The organism is Bacteroides ndongoniae, assembly GCF_900108345.1.
Classification (GTDB): domain Bacteria; phylum Bacteroidota; class Bacteroidia; order Bacteroidales; family Bacteroidaceae; genus Bacteroides; species Bacteroides ndongoniae.
Map to the genome: position 1 here is coordinate 1861204 of NZ_FNVV01000014.1, position 15742 is coordinate 1876945.

At 49.2% G+C, this 15742-nt stretch carries 13 protein-coding genes and 1 tRNA gene; 8 read left to right on the forward strand and 6 right to left on the reverse strand.

The features are described 5' to 3' along the window. Window positions 1-455 precede the first annotated feature (455 nt). Complete coding sequence (locus BQ5591_RS18385; protein ID WP_071150827.1) at window positions 456-1913, reverse strand: aminoacyl-histidine dipeptidase; 1458 nt, start codon at window positions 1911-1913, stop codon at window positions 456-458. A gap of 509 nt (window positions 1914-2422) precedes the next feature. Then, complete coding sequence (locus tag BQ5591_RS18390) at window positions 2423-3418, reverse strand: lysylphosphatidylglycerol synthase transmembrane domain-containing protein (protein ID WP_071150828.1); 996 nt, start codon at window positions 3416-3418, stop codon at window positions 2423-2425. 70 nt (window positions 3419-3488) lie between these two features. Here BQ5591_RS18390 and rsmA point away from each other — a divergent pair, with 70 nt between their 5' ends. From rsmA to BQ5591_RS18405, 3 genes are all read left to right on the forward strand, one after another. Continuing rightward, entirely contained in the window at window positions 3489-4283 is a 795-nt protein-coding gene (rsmA, locus tag BQ5591_RS18395) for a 16S rRNA (adenine(1518)-N(6)/adenine(1519)-N(6))-dimethyltransferase RsmA (protein WP_071150443.1), read from the forward strand. Between the two features lie 60 nt (window positions 4284-4343). Next, window positions 4344-5690: a magnesium transporter gene (gene mgtE / locus BQ5591_RS18400; RefSeq protein ID WP_022162051.1), complete on the forward strand. Its 1347-nt coding sequence runs from the start codon at window positions 4344-4346 to the stop codon at window positions 5688-5690. 155 nt (window positions 5691-5845) lie between these two features. Beyond that, window positions 5846-7702: a DUF349 domain-containing protein gene (locus tag BQ5591_RS18405; RefSeq protein WP_071150444.1), complete on the forward strand. Its 1857-nt coding sequence runs from the start codon at window positions 5846-5848 to the stop codon at window positions 7700-7702. Window positions 7703-8015: 313 nt separating this feature from the next. Here the strand turns inward: BQ5591_RS18405 and BQ5591_RS18410 are convergent. After that, window positions 8016-8089, reverse strand: a tRNA-Gln gene (locus BQ5591_RS18410). A gap of 218 nt (window positions 8090-8307) precedes the next feature. On the opposite strand from BQ5591_RS18410, the gene rsfS reads away from it, so the two are divergent. The 3 genes from rsfS to BQ5591_RS18425 are packed head-to-tail and all read left to right on the forward strand — an operon-like array spanning window position 8308 to window position 11625. Continuing rightward, window positions 8308-8667 carry a ribosome silencing factor gene (rsfS, locus tag BQ5591_RS18415; RefSeq protein WP_022162053.1) on the forward strand — a complete coding sequence of 120 codons (360 nt, stop codon included), beginning with the start codon at window positions 8308-8310 and terminating at the stop codon, window positions 8665-8667. Between the two features lie 15 nt (window positions 8668-8682). After that, entirely contained in the window at window positions 8683-10752 is a 2070-nt protein-coding gene (gene ftsH, locus BQ5591_RS18420) for an ATP-dependent zinc metalloprotease FtsH (RefSeq protein WP_071150445.1), read from the forward strand. Window positions 10753-10785: 33 nt separating this feature from the next. Further along, complete coding sequence (locus tag BQ5591_RS18425) at window positions 10786-11625, forward strand: phosphatidate cytidylyltransferase (RefSeq protein ID WP_071150446.1); 840 nt, start codon at window positions 10786-10788, stop codon at window positions 11623-11625. Window positions 11626-11909: 284 nt separating this feature from the next. On the opposite strand, the gene BQ5591_RS18430 is transcribed toward BQ5591_RS18425, so the two are convergent. The 3 genes from BQ5591_RS18430 to surE all read right to left on the reverse strand — a co-directional run bounded on the left by BQ5591_RS18430 (window position 11910) and on the right by surE (window position 14772). Then, on the reverse strand, window positions 11910-12668 hold the full coding sequence (locus BQ5591_RS18430; protein WP_071150447.1) for a NigD1/NigD2 family lipoprotein: 759 nt from the start codon (window positions 12666-12668) through the stop codon (window positions 11910-11912). Between the two features lie 127 nt (window positions 12669-12795). Continuing rightward, window positions 12796-13938: a lipid-A-disaccharide synthase gene (lpxB, locus tag BQ5591_RS18435; protein ID WP_071150448.1), complete on the reverse strand. Its 1143-nt coding sequence runs from the start codon at window positions 13936-13938 to the stop codon at window positions 12796-12798. Window positions 13939-14007: 69 nt separating this feature from the next. Then, a complete protein-coding gene (gene surE / locus BQ5591_RS18440) occupies window positions 14008-14772 on the reverse strand; it encodes a 5'/3'-nucleotidase SurE (RefSeq protein WP_071150449.1) in 765 nt (254 codons plus the stop codon). 206 nt (window positions 14773-14978) lie between these two features. On the opposite strand from surE, the gene BQ5591_RS18445 reads away from it, so the two are divergent. Both BQ5591_RS18445 and BQ5591_RS18450 read left to right on the forward strand, forming a co-directional pair. Beyond that, window positions 14979-15404, forward strand: a complete 426-nt coding sequence (locus BQ5591_RS18445) for a hypothetical protein (RefSeq protein ID WP_071150829.1) — start codon at window positions 14979-14981, stop codon at window positions 15402-15404. Continuing rightward, complete coding sequence (locus BQ5591_RS18450; RefSeq protein WP_071150450.1) at window positions 15397-15597, forward strand: helix-turn-helix transcriptional regulator; 201 nt, start codon at window positions 15397-15399, stop codon at window positions 15595-15597. The genes BQ5591_RS18445 and BQ5591_RS18450 overlap by 8 nt, the downstream gene beginning before the upstream one ends. Window positions 15598-15742 lie beyond the last annotated feature (145 nt).

Consider the following 15742-nt stretch of genomic DNA (forward strand, 5'->3'; position numbering starts at 1 on the left):
GAAAACCTAATTTGTTTCTCTTCTCTCTTTGCTTTTTCGAATCTTAGAACTTGTGTGCACCCAGCATCACGTAGCCCCAAACATCGGCATTGTTCTGGCCGAGTCGATTCATGATTTTCTTTAACATTTTCATTTTGTTATCCTCCTATAAATAATGTGTTATCCTGTTGAATTCTCATTGAATTCATGTTTTACAGCACAAAAATAGAGCCATTATTTGAGATGGCAAGCGATTGAAGGTAGAAAAACATGTTATATAACATATTTCTTGATATGGGTCAATTTTTCGTAAGTTCGGACATTAAAAGACTGCCATATTGTACTGACAAGCGTGTTGCGAGAATGTCCGTACGGACAAAATGGCAGAAGTACGGGTACAAAAAAACGGGGCAGACCGTAGCCTGTCCCCGTTGTCTTGAAGTATTAGTCTTTCTTTTCTATTACCGCCGTCTTTTTCACTTTTCGGGCGTCTTCTCAAGCGTAGCCACCAGGAAGTCGTAGAACTTGCCGACCGAAGGAATGTAGGCACGTTCGTCGGGCGAATGGGGCGAGCGCAAGGTGGGGCCAAAGGAAATCATATCGAGATTCTTGTAGATGGCTCCGATGATGCCGCACTCCAAGCCGGCGTGTATCACCTTGACGGCCGGTTCCGTGCCAAACTGTTCCTTGTAGGACAGCTTCATGGCATGCAGGATGGGCGAGTCGACATTGGGCTGCCAGCCAGAATAATTGCCGCTCAGTTCGACCTTCATACCTGCCATCGAGAAGCAAGCGGTCAGGCTGTCGGCCAAGAAGTCTTTCATCGTGTCGCACGAGCTGCGCGCCAGGATGCGTACGTCGGCCTTTCCGCCTCCGATGAGGACGATGGCCAGATTGGACGAAGTCTCGACCGTATCGGGCACGGTAGGAATCATTCGCATCACGCCGTCCTGACAGGCCATCAGCACATTGACCATGCTGTCCTGAATCTCTTCGGGCACAACGGTAGCGGGCACGTCAACTTCTTCCATCTTCAGGCTGATACCCTGCTCGATGGGTGCGTATTCGGCAGCGATCTGTGCTTCGTACTCGCGGATGTAGTCGTCCAGACCGTCCATATCTTCGGGGTTGAACAGCATCACGGCATGAGCCTCGCGCGGGATGGCGTTGCGCATGTTACCGCCTTCGAACGAAGCCAACTGGCAATCGAACTCAAGCAGCAGGTCGTGAACGACGCGCACCAGCAGCTTGTTGGCATTGCCGCGGCCTTCGTTTATTTCGAGGCCTGAGTGTCCGCCGCGCAGTCCTTTCAGCGTCAGCTTGCGTGCTACGAAGCCTTCGGCGGGCGCTTCTTCCTTATATTCCAGCGTAGCGGTGAAGTCGATACCGCCGGCGCAACCGATGTACAGTTCGCCTTCTTCCTCGGAGTCGAGGTTCAGCAGGATGTCGCCCTCCAAGGTTCCGGGTTTCAGCCCGAAAGCACCTACCATGCCCGTTTCCTCGTCTTTGGTGATGAGCACTTCCAGCGGTCCGTGCTTCAGGTCGGTGGCTTCGAGCACAGCCATGGCGGCTGCCACGCCCAGACCGTTGTCGGCACCAAGGGTTGTTCCTTTAGCCTTCACCCAGTCGCCGTCGACGCGGGTTTCAATAGGGTCTTTCGTAAAATCGTGTACCGTATCATTGTTTTTCTGGGGTACCATGTCCATGTGGGCTTGCAGGATGACGCCCCTGCGGTTCTCCATGCCCGGCGTGGCCGGCTTGCGGATGATGACGTTGCCTATTTCATCGACAAAGGACTCCAGCCCCAGCCCCTTACCGAAATTGACCAGAAATTCGGTCACCTTTTCTATATGTCCGGAAGGACGGGGGATTTGAGTCAACGAATAGAAATGCTTCCACACGTTCTGTGGAGCAAGTTGTAAGATATCACTCATAGCAGTATAAAACGAAAAATTGGTTTCTGCAAAGATAATAAAAAACTTCCTGAAAAACAATACCCCCTTGCACGGTTTTTCGACACTGCAACAAACGCTGTTTTTCACATGCCGGACAATCTACGGACAGGCCGTTTTTCGGCAATTATGGCGTTACATTACAGACACAAGATAGAGGCTCGTCGGACACTAGCCACATAAACGCCCTAAAGAAGGAACTACACTGACTTCTGAAAATGCGCTATTTCCGCCTGAGCAACAACAAGCTAGGTTTATTAACACATAATTCGTATTTCATTAACATATTTTCACCATTTCAACATACCCCGTTTTTGGCCGCCTCGAAGCGATGCCCTACCTTTGCTAACGTAGCACGCGAGATGCGCAAAACACGAGCAGCAAATAGACAGCAAAAGAAAAACGAAAAACAGGGAAAGCGATATTTGAAATACTGATTCATTCATGCACAGGCCACACTCAGGAGGAAGAAAAGCACCTGCCTGCCGACGTCAGGCGGCCGTCCTGCCACTCCTACCGCCAATCGCCAGATGCCCCCAGCCCCACAAGCCCAGCACCACGACAAGCAGCGTCTGCACCCCATGCACCAGGAGGGCAAACGTACTGGCATCGACCGCGTCGACCCCGTAGAGCATCATCATCGTAATGACCGCGAAATGCCACGGACCCGCCCCGTTGGGCGTAGGCACAATGACGGCAAACGTACCCGCCACGAACATCACCAGACCAGCCTCAATGCTCAGCCCCTCCGTAAAGGGGAAGCAGAAGAAAGTCAGATAGAAGTGAAGAAAATAGCAAAGCCACATCAGCACCGTGTGAAGCACGAAAAGCGGCACATTGCGCACCCGACGCAGCGACATGATGCCCTGCCACACGTCGAGCACTACCCCGCGCACCCGCTCGAACACGGACAGCGCACGCACCATCCACACCAGCACCACCACGACGCCTACCACGCTGAACAGCGCCACGTAGAACCACGGCGAGGAAAACAGATGCACCAGCGAAGGCACCTTCGTCCCCGTCTGATGGAAAAAGGTGAGAAAGACAGGCAGTTCGAGCAGCAACGTCACACCCGCAATGAGCAGCATGCACAGTGCGTCGACCATGCGCTCGGTAACGACCGTACCCAACGACTTCGAAAACGGCACCCCGTCGTAGCGCGACAGCACCCCGCAACGCGACACCTCGCCCAGCCGGGGCACCACCAGACTGGTGGCGTAAGACAGGTAGATGGCATCGACCAGATGGCTTTTACGCGGATACACACCCAGCGGGTCGAGCGTCTGACGCCAGCGCAAACCGCGCTCCACATGGCTCCACACACCGAAAAAGAGCGACAACGCCATCCAATCCCAGCGCAAGCCGTGACGAAGCACCTGGAAAGCACGTTCGAAATCGAAATCGCGATAGACCCAATATAGGATAAAAGCCCCCAACAGCAGGGGCAACAGGATTCTTATCAATCGAGAGCTAAAATTCTTCATTCTTCCTTCTTCATTCTTCATTAAAAAGAACTACCTTTGTGGAGCACAAAAGTAACAATAAACTTGATACATGAGATTAGTAAAGCCTAAAAAGTTTCTGGGACAGCACTTCCTGAAAGACCTGAAAGTAGCACAGGACATCGCCGACACCGTCGACGCCTGCCCCGCCCTGCCCATACTCGAAGTAGGACCCGGCATGGGAGTACTCACCCAATTCCTGCTATCCAAGGAGAGGCCGGTGAAGGTGGTCGAAGTAGACTACGAATCCGTGGCCTACCTGCGCGAAGCCTACCCGCAACTGGAAGACGACATCATCGAAGACGACTTCCTGAAGATGAACCTGCGGCGCGTGTTCGACGGAAACCCCTTCGTGCTGACCGGCAACTATCCCTACAACATATCGAGCCAGATCTTCTTCAAGATGCTCGACAACAAAGACCTCATCCCCTGCTGTACGGGCATGATACAGAAAGAAGTGGCCGAACGCATCGCCGCCGGTCCCGGCAGCAAGACTTACGGCATACTGAGCGTGCTGATACAGGCGTGGTACGACGTTGAATACCTTTTCACCGTCCACGAGCACGTCTTCAACCCGCCGCCCAAGGTGAAAAGCGCCGTCATCCGCATGACCCGCAACGATACCCGGGACCTGGGATGCGACGAACACCTGTTCAAGCAAGTGGTGAAAACCACCTTCAACCAGCGGCGCAAGACCCTGCGTAACTCCATCAAACCCCTCGTCGGAAAAGACTGTCCCCTGACGGCCGATCCTCTCTTCGACCGCCGACCCGAACAGCTCTCCGTTCAGGAGTTCGTAGAGCTGACAAACTTAGTAAATGGAGAATTGAGAATGGAAAATGAATAATGTTCATTAACCGAGAACGAAGAATTTTCAATTACCAATTATCAATTATCAATCAAAATAATGGAAATAGACGAAGAATATATCGACAAAGTCAAAAGTCTGATCGAACAGAAAGACGCCGACAACGTCAAAGTCCTGCTGGCCGACCTGCACCCCGCCGACATAGCCGAGCTGTGCAACGACCTTGAACCCGAAAAGGCACGCTTCGTCTACCGCCTGCTCGACAACGAAACGGCGGCCGACGTGCTCGTAGAAATGGACGAGGACGTCCGTAAAGAGTTCCTCGAACTGCTCCCCTCGGAAACCATCGCCAAGAAGTTCGTCGACTACATGGACACCGACGATGCCGTCGACCTGATGCGCGACCTCGACGAAGACAAGCAGGAAGAAGTCCTGTCGCACATCGAAGACATCGAACAGGCGGGCGACATCGTCGACCTGCTGAAGTACGACGAAGATACCGCCGGCGGTCTGATGGGTACCGAAATGGTAACCGTCAACGAAAACTGGAGTATGCCCGAATGCCTGAAGGAGATGCGCCTGCAAGCCGAACAGCTCGACGAAATCTACTACGTCTACGTCATCGACGACGACGAGCGTCTGCAAGGCGTCTTCCCGCTGAAGAAGATGATTACCTCGCCTTCGGTATCGAAAGTGAAGCACGTGATGAAGAAAGACCCCATCTCGGTACATGTCGACACACCTATCGACGAAGTGGTACAGATCATCGAGAAGTACGACCTCGTGGCCGTCCCCGTAGTCGACAGCATCGGACGACTTGTCGGCCAGATCACCGTCGACGACGTCATGGACGAAGTGCGCGAGCAGTCCGAACGCGACTACCAGTTGGCTTCGGGTCTTTCGCAAGACGTCGAAACTGACGATAACCTTGTGCGCCAAACCAGCGCCCGCCTGCCCTGGCTGCTCATCGGCATGCTGGGCGGTATCGGCAACTCCATGATATTGGGCAACTTCGACGCCACCTTTGCCGCACACCCCGAAATGGCCCTCTACATCCCCCTGATCGGTGGTACGGGCGGAAACGTCGGTACACAGTCGTCCGCCATCATCGTACAAGGCCTGGCCAACAGCTCGCTCGACGCCAAAGACACCCTGAAGCAAGTAGCCAAAGAAGCCGTCGTGGCCAGCATCAACGCCACCATCATCTCGCTGCTGGTCTACCTGTACAACTTCATCCGCTTCGGCAGCGCCGCCACCGTCACCTACTCGGTGTCCATCAGTCTGTTTGCCGTCGTGATGTTCGCCTCCATCTTCGGCACCCTGGTGCCCATGACGCTCGAAAAGCTGAAGGTAGACCCCGCCATCGCCACAGGTCCCTTTATCTCCATCACCAACGACATCATCGGCATGATGCTCTACATGGGAATAACCGTGCTGCTGGCCTGACAACAGAAACAAACTAACCGTACAATCGGTAAAAAAATGCCATAAAAACAAAAAAAAATCAGCAAAAAAGTATGAAATAACCTTTTTATTTCATTTATTTGTAGCCTAATGTGTAAAACCGACGGGAACAACCCGTTTCTAAAAAAGTAAATACAATGACGGACACTCATGACACTAATCTCCCCGAAAAAACCGTGGAATTAGAAGAAGAAAAAAAAGCAGCAGAGGTTTTTGAACCGGCGACAACAGAAACTCCCGCTGAAGAAAACGTTTCGGTAAAGCCGGCAGAAACAACCCCGAAACTACTGACCAAGGAAGAAATACTGGCCCGACTGAAAGAACTTGCCACGGATGTGGAAAACGTAGCCAAAACAGAAATCGACGGATTAAAGCAGGCATTCTACAAGCTGCACAACGCCGAGCAGGAAGCCGCTAAAAAGCAATTCATCGAAAATGGTGGAGCCGCAGAGGACTTTGTGCCGCAAACCGACACCGTGGAAGAAGAATTCAAAAACGCCATGTCCGTCATCAAAGAAAAAAGAAGCGCCGCCAACGCCGAGCTCGAAAAACAGAAGGAAATGAACCTGCAGGTCAAACTATCTATCATCGAAGAACTGAAAGACCTCATCGACTCGCCCGACGACGCCAACAAATCGTACGCCGAATTCAAACGCCTGCAACAGCAATGGAACGAAGTGAAACTCGTGCCGCAGGGCAAAATCAACGAACTCTGGAAGAACTACCAGCTCTACGTCGAAAAATTCTACGACCTGCTCAAGCTGAACAACGAGTTCCGTGAATACGATTTCAAGAAAAACCTCGAAATCAAGACACACCTGTGCGAGGCTGCCGAAAAGCTGGCCGACGAACCAGACGTTGTATCGGCCTTCCACCAACTGCAAAAACTGCATCAGGAATTCCGCGATACAGGCCCCGTAGCCAAAGAACTGCGCGAAGAGATCTGGACACGCTTCAAGACCGCCTCGACAGCTGTCAACCGACGTCACCAGCAGCACTTCGAAGCCCTGAAAGAGACTGAACAGAACAACCTTGACCAAAAGACCGTCATCTGCGAGATCGTCGAAGCCATCGACTTCAACGAACTGACCAGCTTTGCCGCATGGGACAACAAGACACAGGAAATCCTTGCCCTGCAAAGCAAGTGGAAAACCATCGGCTTCGCTCCCCAGAAGATGAACGTGAAAATCTTCGAACGCTTCCGCAAGGCATGCGACGAATTCTTCAAGAAAAAAGCCGAATTCTTCAAGTCGCTGAAAGAAGGCATGAGCGAGAACCTCGAAAAGAAACGTGCCCTTTGCGAAAAAGCCGAAGCCCTGAAGGACAGCACCGACTGGAAGAAAACAGCCGACGAGCTGACCAAACTGCAGAAAGAATGGAAAACCATCGGTCCCGTGGCCAAGAAATACTCCGATGCCGTATGGAAACGCTTCATCGGCGCATGCGACTACTTCTTCGAGCAAAAGAACAAGGCAACCTCCTCGCAACGCACCGTCGAGCTGGAGAACCTCGAAAAGAAGAAAGAAATCATCGCCAAACTGGACGCCATCGGCGAAGATATGGATACAGACGAAGCTTCTCAGCTCGTCAAAGACCTGATGAAGGAATGGAACGCCATCGGTTTTGTGCCCTTCAAAGATAAGGACAAGATATACAAGCAATATCATGCCCAGATAGACAAGCTGTTCGACCGCTTCGACATCAGCGCCTCCAACAAGAAGTTGAGCAACTTCAAGACGAGCATCAGCAGCATCTCCGAAGGCAATTCACAAGCCCTCTACCGCGAACGCGAGAAACTTGTACGCACCTGCGACAACATGAAGGCCGAACTGCAAACCTACGAGAACAATTTGGGCTTCCTGAACGCATCGTCGAAGAAAGGAAACAGCCTGCTGACTGAACTGAACCGCAAGGTAGAAAAACTGAAAAACGACATCGAACTGGTGAAGCAAAAAATCAAAGTGATCGACGAAAACATCAAGAACGGCGATTAACCCTCTCACCAACCGACCGATAAAGACAAACTGAAAGAGGTTGTATCCGGAAGCCTCCCGTCATTACACAGACAGGAGCATACTTCCAGATACAACCTCTTCTGTTTTTCTCCAGTTAGAGAATAATTTTTCCCCAGTTAGGAAAAAAGTTTTTCCCAGTTAACAAAAAATTTTTTCCTAACTAGGGAAAAAATGGGGAGATGAAGCAGCCTTATTAACAGCAATCTGAGCCAGCCCCGCGCCCCTACAGAAAAAAAAGAAAGCATAAAAAAATCCTGCCGGACATCATCGTCTGACAGGATCTCATTTTCTTTGGTTGGGCTACCTGGATTCGAACCAGGAATGACAGGACCAGAATCTGTAGTGTTACCATTACACCATAGCCCAGTGGAACTTTATTTCCTTTTTGCGGTTGCAAAGATACGGACTTTTTTTTAATCGCAAACAAAAAACGAATATTTTTTTTCGAAAAAATGGTAAAATCCCCATTTCACCCCAATTATATACCTAAAAAACATCAAAAATGAAAGACTTTTTCCCCTTTTGCGTGTTTGATAGAAGAAATCACCGTATATTTGTCAACAGTTTTAATATAATAATGTATAATGAACGAAGCAAAAAATCTAATTCAGCAAATTACAGAAGGTATCCAAGATAAGAAAGGAAAGAAAATCGTCATCGCCGACCTCACCCAGATAGACGATACAATATGCAACTATTTCGTCATCTGCCAGGGCAATTCACCCAGCCAAGTGACAGCCATCGTAGAATCTGTCAGAGAATTCGCACGCAAGGGAGCCAACGCACGCCCCTTTGCTGTAGACGGACTGCGCAACGCCGAATGGGTAGCCATGGACTATGCCGACGTACTGGTACATGTATTCTTGCCCGAAGCCCGAGAATTCTACAACCTGGAGCATTTGTGGGCCGATGCCAAACTAACCCAAATCCCCGACCTCGATTAACAAGCAAACAAACGTATGGACAATAACAATAATACTGATAAAAAACCAAAAATGAATGTACCCAAGTTCAACCTGAACTGGCTGTACATGCTTATTGCCATGGCTTTGCTGGGACTGTACCTCACCAACGAGAGCACAACCCCAACCAAGGACCTGAGCTACGACGAATTTCAGCAATACGTACGCAACGGCTACGTCAGCAAAGTAGTAGGCTACGACGACAACTCCATCGAAGTCTACATCAAGCCTCAACACGTAGCCGACGTCTTTAAGGAAGACTCAAATAGCGTAGGCAAGACTCCCGTCATCACCACCAAAGTGCCTTCGCTCGAAAGCATGGACGCCTTCCTGCAAAAAGAGAAGGACGAACTACACTTCGACGGCACTGTCAAGTACGAAGAAAAGAAAGGCAACTTCTTGCTGGCTTTCTTCTGGCAGGTATTGCCGTTTGCATTCCTCATCGGCTTCTGGATTTTCATGTCTCGCCGTCTGAGCGGTGGCGGAGGTGCAGGCGGAGGAGGCATCTTCAGCGTGGGCAAGTCGAAAGCACAGCTTTTCGAAAAAGGTTCGTCTACACGGGTCACCTTCAAGGATGTAGCAGGACTGGCCGAAGCCAAACAGGAAGTAGAAGAAATTGTTGAATTCCTGAAACAACCTCAGAAATATACCGACCTGGGAGGAAAAATCCCCAAGGGAGCTCTTCTTGTAGGCCCTCCGGGCACAGGTAAAACCCTGCTGGCCAAGGCTGTGGCTGGTGAAGCTAACGTGCCTTTCTTCTCACTGGCAGGTTCCGACTTCGTCGAAATGTTTGTCGGCGTAGGAGCATCGCGCGTACGTGACCTTTTCCGCCAGGCCAAAGAGAAAGCCCCTTGCATCGTATTCATCGATGAGATTGACGCCGTAGGACGCGCACGCGCCAAAGCCGCCGCCATGGGAGGCAACGACGAACGCGAGAACACCCTGAATCAGCTCCTCACCGAAATGGACGGATTTGGTTCGAACAGCGGTGTCATCATTCTGGCAGCTACCAACCGTGTTGATGTGCTCGACAAAGCCTTGTTGCGTGCAGGACGTTTCGACCGTCAGATACACGTCGACCTGCCCGACTTGAACGAACGCAAAGAAGTATTTGGCGTACACCTGCGCCCCATCAAGATAGACGATACGGTTGACGTTGATCTGCTGGCTCGTCAGACACCAGGCTTTTCTGGAGCCGACATTGCCAACGTATGCAACGAAGCTGCCCTGATAGCAGCCCGCCACGGTAAGAAGTTTGTAGGCAAGCAGGATTTCCTCGATGCTGTCGACCGTATTGTAGGTGGATTGGAGAAAAAGACCAAGATTACTACCGAAGCCGAACGTCGTTCTATCGCTATCCACGAAGCCGGACACGCCAGTATCTCATGGCTGTTGGAGTATGCCAACCCACTGATTAAAGTTACCATCGTGCCTCGCGGACGTGCCTTGGGCGCCGCCTGGTATCTGCCCGAAGAACGACAGATCACGACTAAAGAGCAAATGCTCGACGAGATGTGTGCCACACTGGGCGGCCGTGCTGCCGAAGACCTTTTCCTCGGAAGAATTTCGACAGGCGCCATGAACGACTTGGAGCGTGTAACCAAGCAGGCCTATGGCATGATAGCTTACTTGGGTATGAGCGAAAAACTGCCCAACTTGTGCTACTACAACAACGAAGAATATTCCTTCAATCGTCCCTATAGTGAGAAGACAGCCGAACTGATCGACGAAGAAGTGAAGAACATGGTGAACGAACAGTATGAACGTGCCAAACGCATCCTCTCCGAGCACAAGGAAGGACACAACCGCCTGGCGCAAATATTGATCGACAAAGAAGTCATCTTTGCCGAGGACGTAGAAGCCATCTTCGGAAAACGCCCGTGGGCTTCGCGCTCGGAAGAAATCATCAACGCCAAGCGTGCCGACGAGCTGAAGAAAGCCGAGGAAGAAGAAGCACAAAAAGCCTTGGAAGCTAAAAAAGAAGTAGAGAAAGAAGCCGAAGAAAACAAAAATAAGGAAGAGAAAGAAAACAATGCTTCGGAAAACAACTCTTCTTCGGACAAATAACTAAAAGATCTAATCACTTAAACGAAAAACGTTGTGAAAAGCAATTTCATCCAACGTGCTGTCACAGGCGCGTTATTCGTCATCGTATTAGTGGGCTGTATCCTTTACAGCCCTCTTACGTTTGGCTTGTTGTTTACATTGATTGCCGCACTTAGCGTGCACGAGTTCGGATACCTGCTTAACCAAAGCGGTAAAGTCAGCATCAACCGCACCATTACCTCGCTGGGCGCCGCCTATCTGGTTCTGGCCTTGATGAGCTTTTGCACACAGGCGGCCGGTACCTACGTGTTCCTCCCCTACTTGGGACTGTTGCTGTATCTGATGATAACCGAGTTGTATCTGAAAAAGGAGAACCCCATCGGCAATTGGGCCTGCTCCATGCTGAGCCAACTTTACATAGCTTTGCCTTTCGCCTTGCTTAGTGTGCTGGCCTATCATAATTCGCCTACAACAAGTAGCGTCAGCTATAACCCCATCCTGCCCCTTTCTATCTTTGTATTCATCTGGCTAAGCGACACAGGAGCTTATTGTGTCGGTTCGCTAATAGGAAAGCATCGGCTTTTCGAGCGCATCTCGCCTAAAAAGTCCTGGGAAGGCAGCATCGGCGGCGGAGTTTTCTCCATAGCCTCATCGCTGGTTTTTGCCCACTATTTCTCCTTCATGTCGGTATGGCAATGGATCGGACTTGCATTGGTGGTCGTTGTATTCGGCACGTGGGGTGACTTGACAGAGTCGTTAATGAAACGCCAACTGGGCGTAAAGGATTCGGGCAACATTTTGCCCGGACATGGTGGTATGCTCGACCGTTTCGACAGTGCGCTGATGGCAATACCGGCCAGTGTCGTCTACCTCTACATACTGACTATCTGCTGACAAGAGAGGAGCCAACATAACAAAGCATCCACCCTTTTTGCCTAAGAACTTCCTCAAAGAAGAAAAAACTGCTCCAAAGAAAATAACAAAAAATAAGCGCAGATTAGCACAAAAGCATTTTAGCTCCGTGACAATCTGCGCTTTCCATTACGCCATCTGCTTGGAGTATATATTCATCGATTCTCCATAAATAAAGTGGAGTCATTCTACACTCTTTGCCTATCACAGACAAAGTTACAATAGGATGGCTTCGGAAATAAATACAAGGGACTCAATTAAAAGAATTAACGTAGCTGAACCTCTTCTAAACTCTTTTGCTCAAAATTATCAGGTACTGTAACCGCCTGAGGAGTAGAAAAATCACATGTCAGCTCCACTTCACCGTTCACCTCCGAGTTTAAAGTCAGTTTCATACCTTTGGCTTCGGAAGGTATATCCAGACTTTGCAAACTAAAGGACACAATGCTGGGATAAGGATTACGATAGCCCGACAGGTTATCGTAGTCGTTGTAACGCAATTGTAAGTGAATATAGCCTTCTTCGTCGTAGTACTCGGCATCATCTTGAGGTCTTACCAGACTGATGCGATGCTTGGTATCATCCTTCGGCAGTATTTGGTAGAAAAAAAGATTGAGATAACCACCGCTCACTCCGATATCACCTTTATATATAAGAAGAGGATCGTTACCGAATTCTTCCTCATTCTCGGGGGTAAGCACTTCCACACTCTTGGTCAGAACTTCTGTCATACTCAAAATTTTCACCGCATGGTCATAACCTGCATATTCATCGGACAAGGGGTTGAAAACAGTTATTACCCGCTGCCCATCCACCGCTTCATACCAACCTAAATCTACGTTGACAGGCCACAACGTGCCCCACACATCACAATCCAAGTAAAAAGCATTTCCCGTAGTACGCACAGTGGCCCACAGGGGTGGAGTAAAATCGCCAACTGAATACCCCTCATCATCATCGCACGATTGGAGTATGGGCATCAGGGCCATACACAATGAAAGTAGCAACCAATGTATCTTTTTCATAATCAAAGTTTATTAAGTTTCTAAAAAGTCTTTTTATCAACGGACGTTCACTCATAAAAATACGGGAGCCGGCTATTTACTGCACCAGCTCCCGTACTTTTTAACAAATTCTAAACATCTGCGACAATTATCCTTTCTGCTTCAATAACTTCACCATCAGGTGAGCAGCTCGTGCAGGCGCCCCTGGCTCACCCAATCGTGATGCCATATAATCATAACCTGCAAGCATCTGGTTGCGATATGTTTCGTCGTACAAAATACGATGCAACTCTTCTCTAATCTGATCGACAGTCATCAGGTCGGCCACGAGTTCTTTCACGACTTCGCGATTGGCTATCAGGTTAACCAGCGAAATGTAAGGTACCTTCAGCACATGCCGCTTCAAAAAGGCTATCACCTTGCCGATAGGTGTATGATAGCACACAGCCTGGGGAACACGCAACAATGCTGTTTCGAGCGTAGCTGTACCCGAAGTAACTAATGCCGCCTGCGCATGACGAAGCAAAGGATATGTCTGATTGAAAATGACTTTCACTTTCTCCCCGCCTATGTATTGCGCATAGTAGTCGGGCGAAATGCCTGGTGCTCCTGCCAATACCAACTGATACTCAGGAAAATCAGAGGCTGCCCGAAGCATATCGGGCAGATTATCTTTTATCTCCTGACGACGGCTACCAGCCAGCAAAGCTATAATGGGACGGGCATCAAGGCCATTCTTCTGCAAAAAGGCTTCGTGACTTTCAGTATAGCCCTTGCAAAACGAACTTACTTCATCGACCGTAGGATTCCCAACATAATGAATAGGATATTGGTGTTTCCCCTCAAAAAAATCGACTTCGAAGGGCAGAATGGAAAACAGTTCGTCTACATCGCGCTTGATATTCTTGATGCGATACTCCTTCCATGCCCAAATTTTGGGAGAAATGTAGTAATAAACAGGGATATGCGTATGCGCACGCACAAACTTGGCGATGTTCAGATTGAAACCTGGATAGTCGACCAATATCACCACATCGGGCTGCCAGGCCACAATGTCATCCTTACAACGCTTCATGTTGGCAAAGATAGTGCGCAGGTGCATCAGTACGGGTATAAAACCCATGTAAGCCAACTCGCGATAGTGCTTCACCCGCGTACCGCCCACTGCCGACATCAGGTCACCGCCAAAAAAACGGAATTCAGCCTGCGCGTCTTCTTGCTTCAAAGCCGCCATCAAGTGCGACGCATGAAGGTCGCCCGAGGCTTCACCAACGATCAGATAATACTTCATAAATGAAGAATAAAGGATAAAGAATGGAGGCTATCAATGGCATCCACTCTTCATCCTCCGCATTAAATATTAAAACCAGGTTTTCAGTTCGTCAATCAGACCATAAGCTGTCACGTCGACAGTAATAGGAGTTATGGCTACATAGCCGTTGGCCAGCGCCCAATGATCGTTCTTTTCGTTATCGGCGTCAGTATCAACAAATTCGCCTGTCAGCCAATAGTAGTGGCTATCACCGCGATGGGCAAAATTCTCCCACTCGTTTGTCCACTGCCCCTTAGCCTGTTCGCAGATGCGCACTCCTTTCAGTTCTTTCGCATCGGGGAAGTTCACATTCAGACAGGTCAGCGCCGGCAAGCCTTTCTCCAGCACCATGCGGGCAATGTCGCGCACGTAAGGTCCTGCAGCAGTGAAATCAGCATCGGGTTCGTGACTGCACAAGGAGAAACCGATAGCGGGTACTCCCTTCAGACATCCTTCAATCACAACGCCCATTGTGCCTGAGTAATGAACATTGGTAGCCGAATTATCACCATGATTGATACCACCTACTACCAGATCGGGCTTACGGTCGAGTACAGTCTCGAAAGCCAGTTTCACACAATCGGTCGGCGTACCCGAACATTTATAAACAGTCAGGCCGACATCCTTGCGAACAATTTGATAGTGAATAGGTTCATTTGTTGTCAGCGCACAAGCCGTGCCCGAACGTGGAGCATCGGGAGCCATCACCACAATCTCGCCCAACGGACGAAGAAACTTTATCAACTCGCTGATTCCTTTCGACATGATGCCGTCATCATTCGAAATCAATATTAAAGGTCTTTGATTTTCCATACTTATTCCTTATTAAAACAATGACGCAAAAATAATGATTTCGTATGGAAAAGTAAAATTAAAAAACGGAAGTAAATACATTTCTTATTCTACAAATAGTTTCTTTCGTTAAATCATGTAAAGTATACATTACTTTTAATCTTATAACCTTGCATAAATGTAAAGTATACATTACTTTTGCAATCATCAACCAATACATATATATTATGAAAACAAACTATTTGTTACCGCCATCCTACAAAACACCAGGAATGGTATTGAGCCTGCTCTTTGCATGTGGCTGCCTCTACGTATTGTTCAGCGAACAAAACGACCTCTTCGGAGAACTCCTGTACAAGATGGGCATCAACAATGCTTTCGACGAAATTTGTATCATAGGCCTGTCTGCCAGCCTGTTGCTAACAGCCTTTTCGCGCGAAAAAGACGAAGACGAGTGCATCGCCCACCTACGTATGCAAGCCTGGACACTTGCCATTGCCGTCAACTACCTGATACTGATAGTAGGCACACTCAGCCTCTACAGTTCGGAGTATCTCTCGTTCGTATTCATCAACATGTTTACGATACCCGTGCTTTTTCTGTTTATCTTCCAATGGAAACTTTATCGTTTCAGAAAGGACAACCATGAATAATACCTTAAAAGTGCAACGTGCCATCATAGGCATGACCCAACAGCAGCTGGCTGAAGCGGTCGGCGTAAGCCGGCAGACCATCAATGCCATCGAAACCAAAAAATACGTCCCCTCTACCGTACTGGCCTTAAAAATAGCCCGTACATTTGGCAAACCTGTTGAGGAAGTATTTCAACTTGAAGAAGGTGAATAATCTCCCCTCTTCAGTACCTATGCCCCAGATAACCGAAGACAAAGTCTCGAATAAGCCGCGCTTTGTCCTCGGCTTTCTGTCTGCTTATGGAGATGTAAACATCCGAATTTGTCTGCAAACATGATTTTTACTATCTTCGCAACGA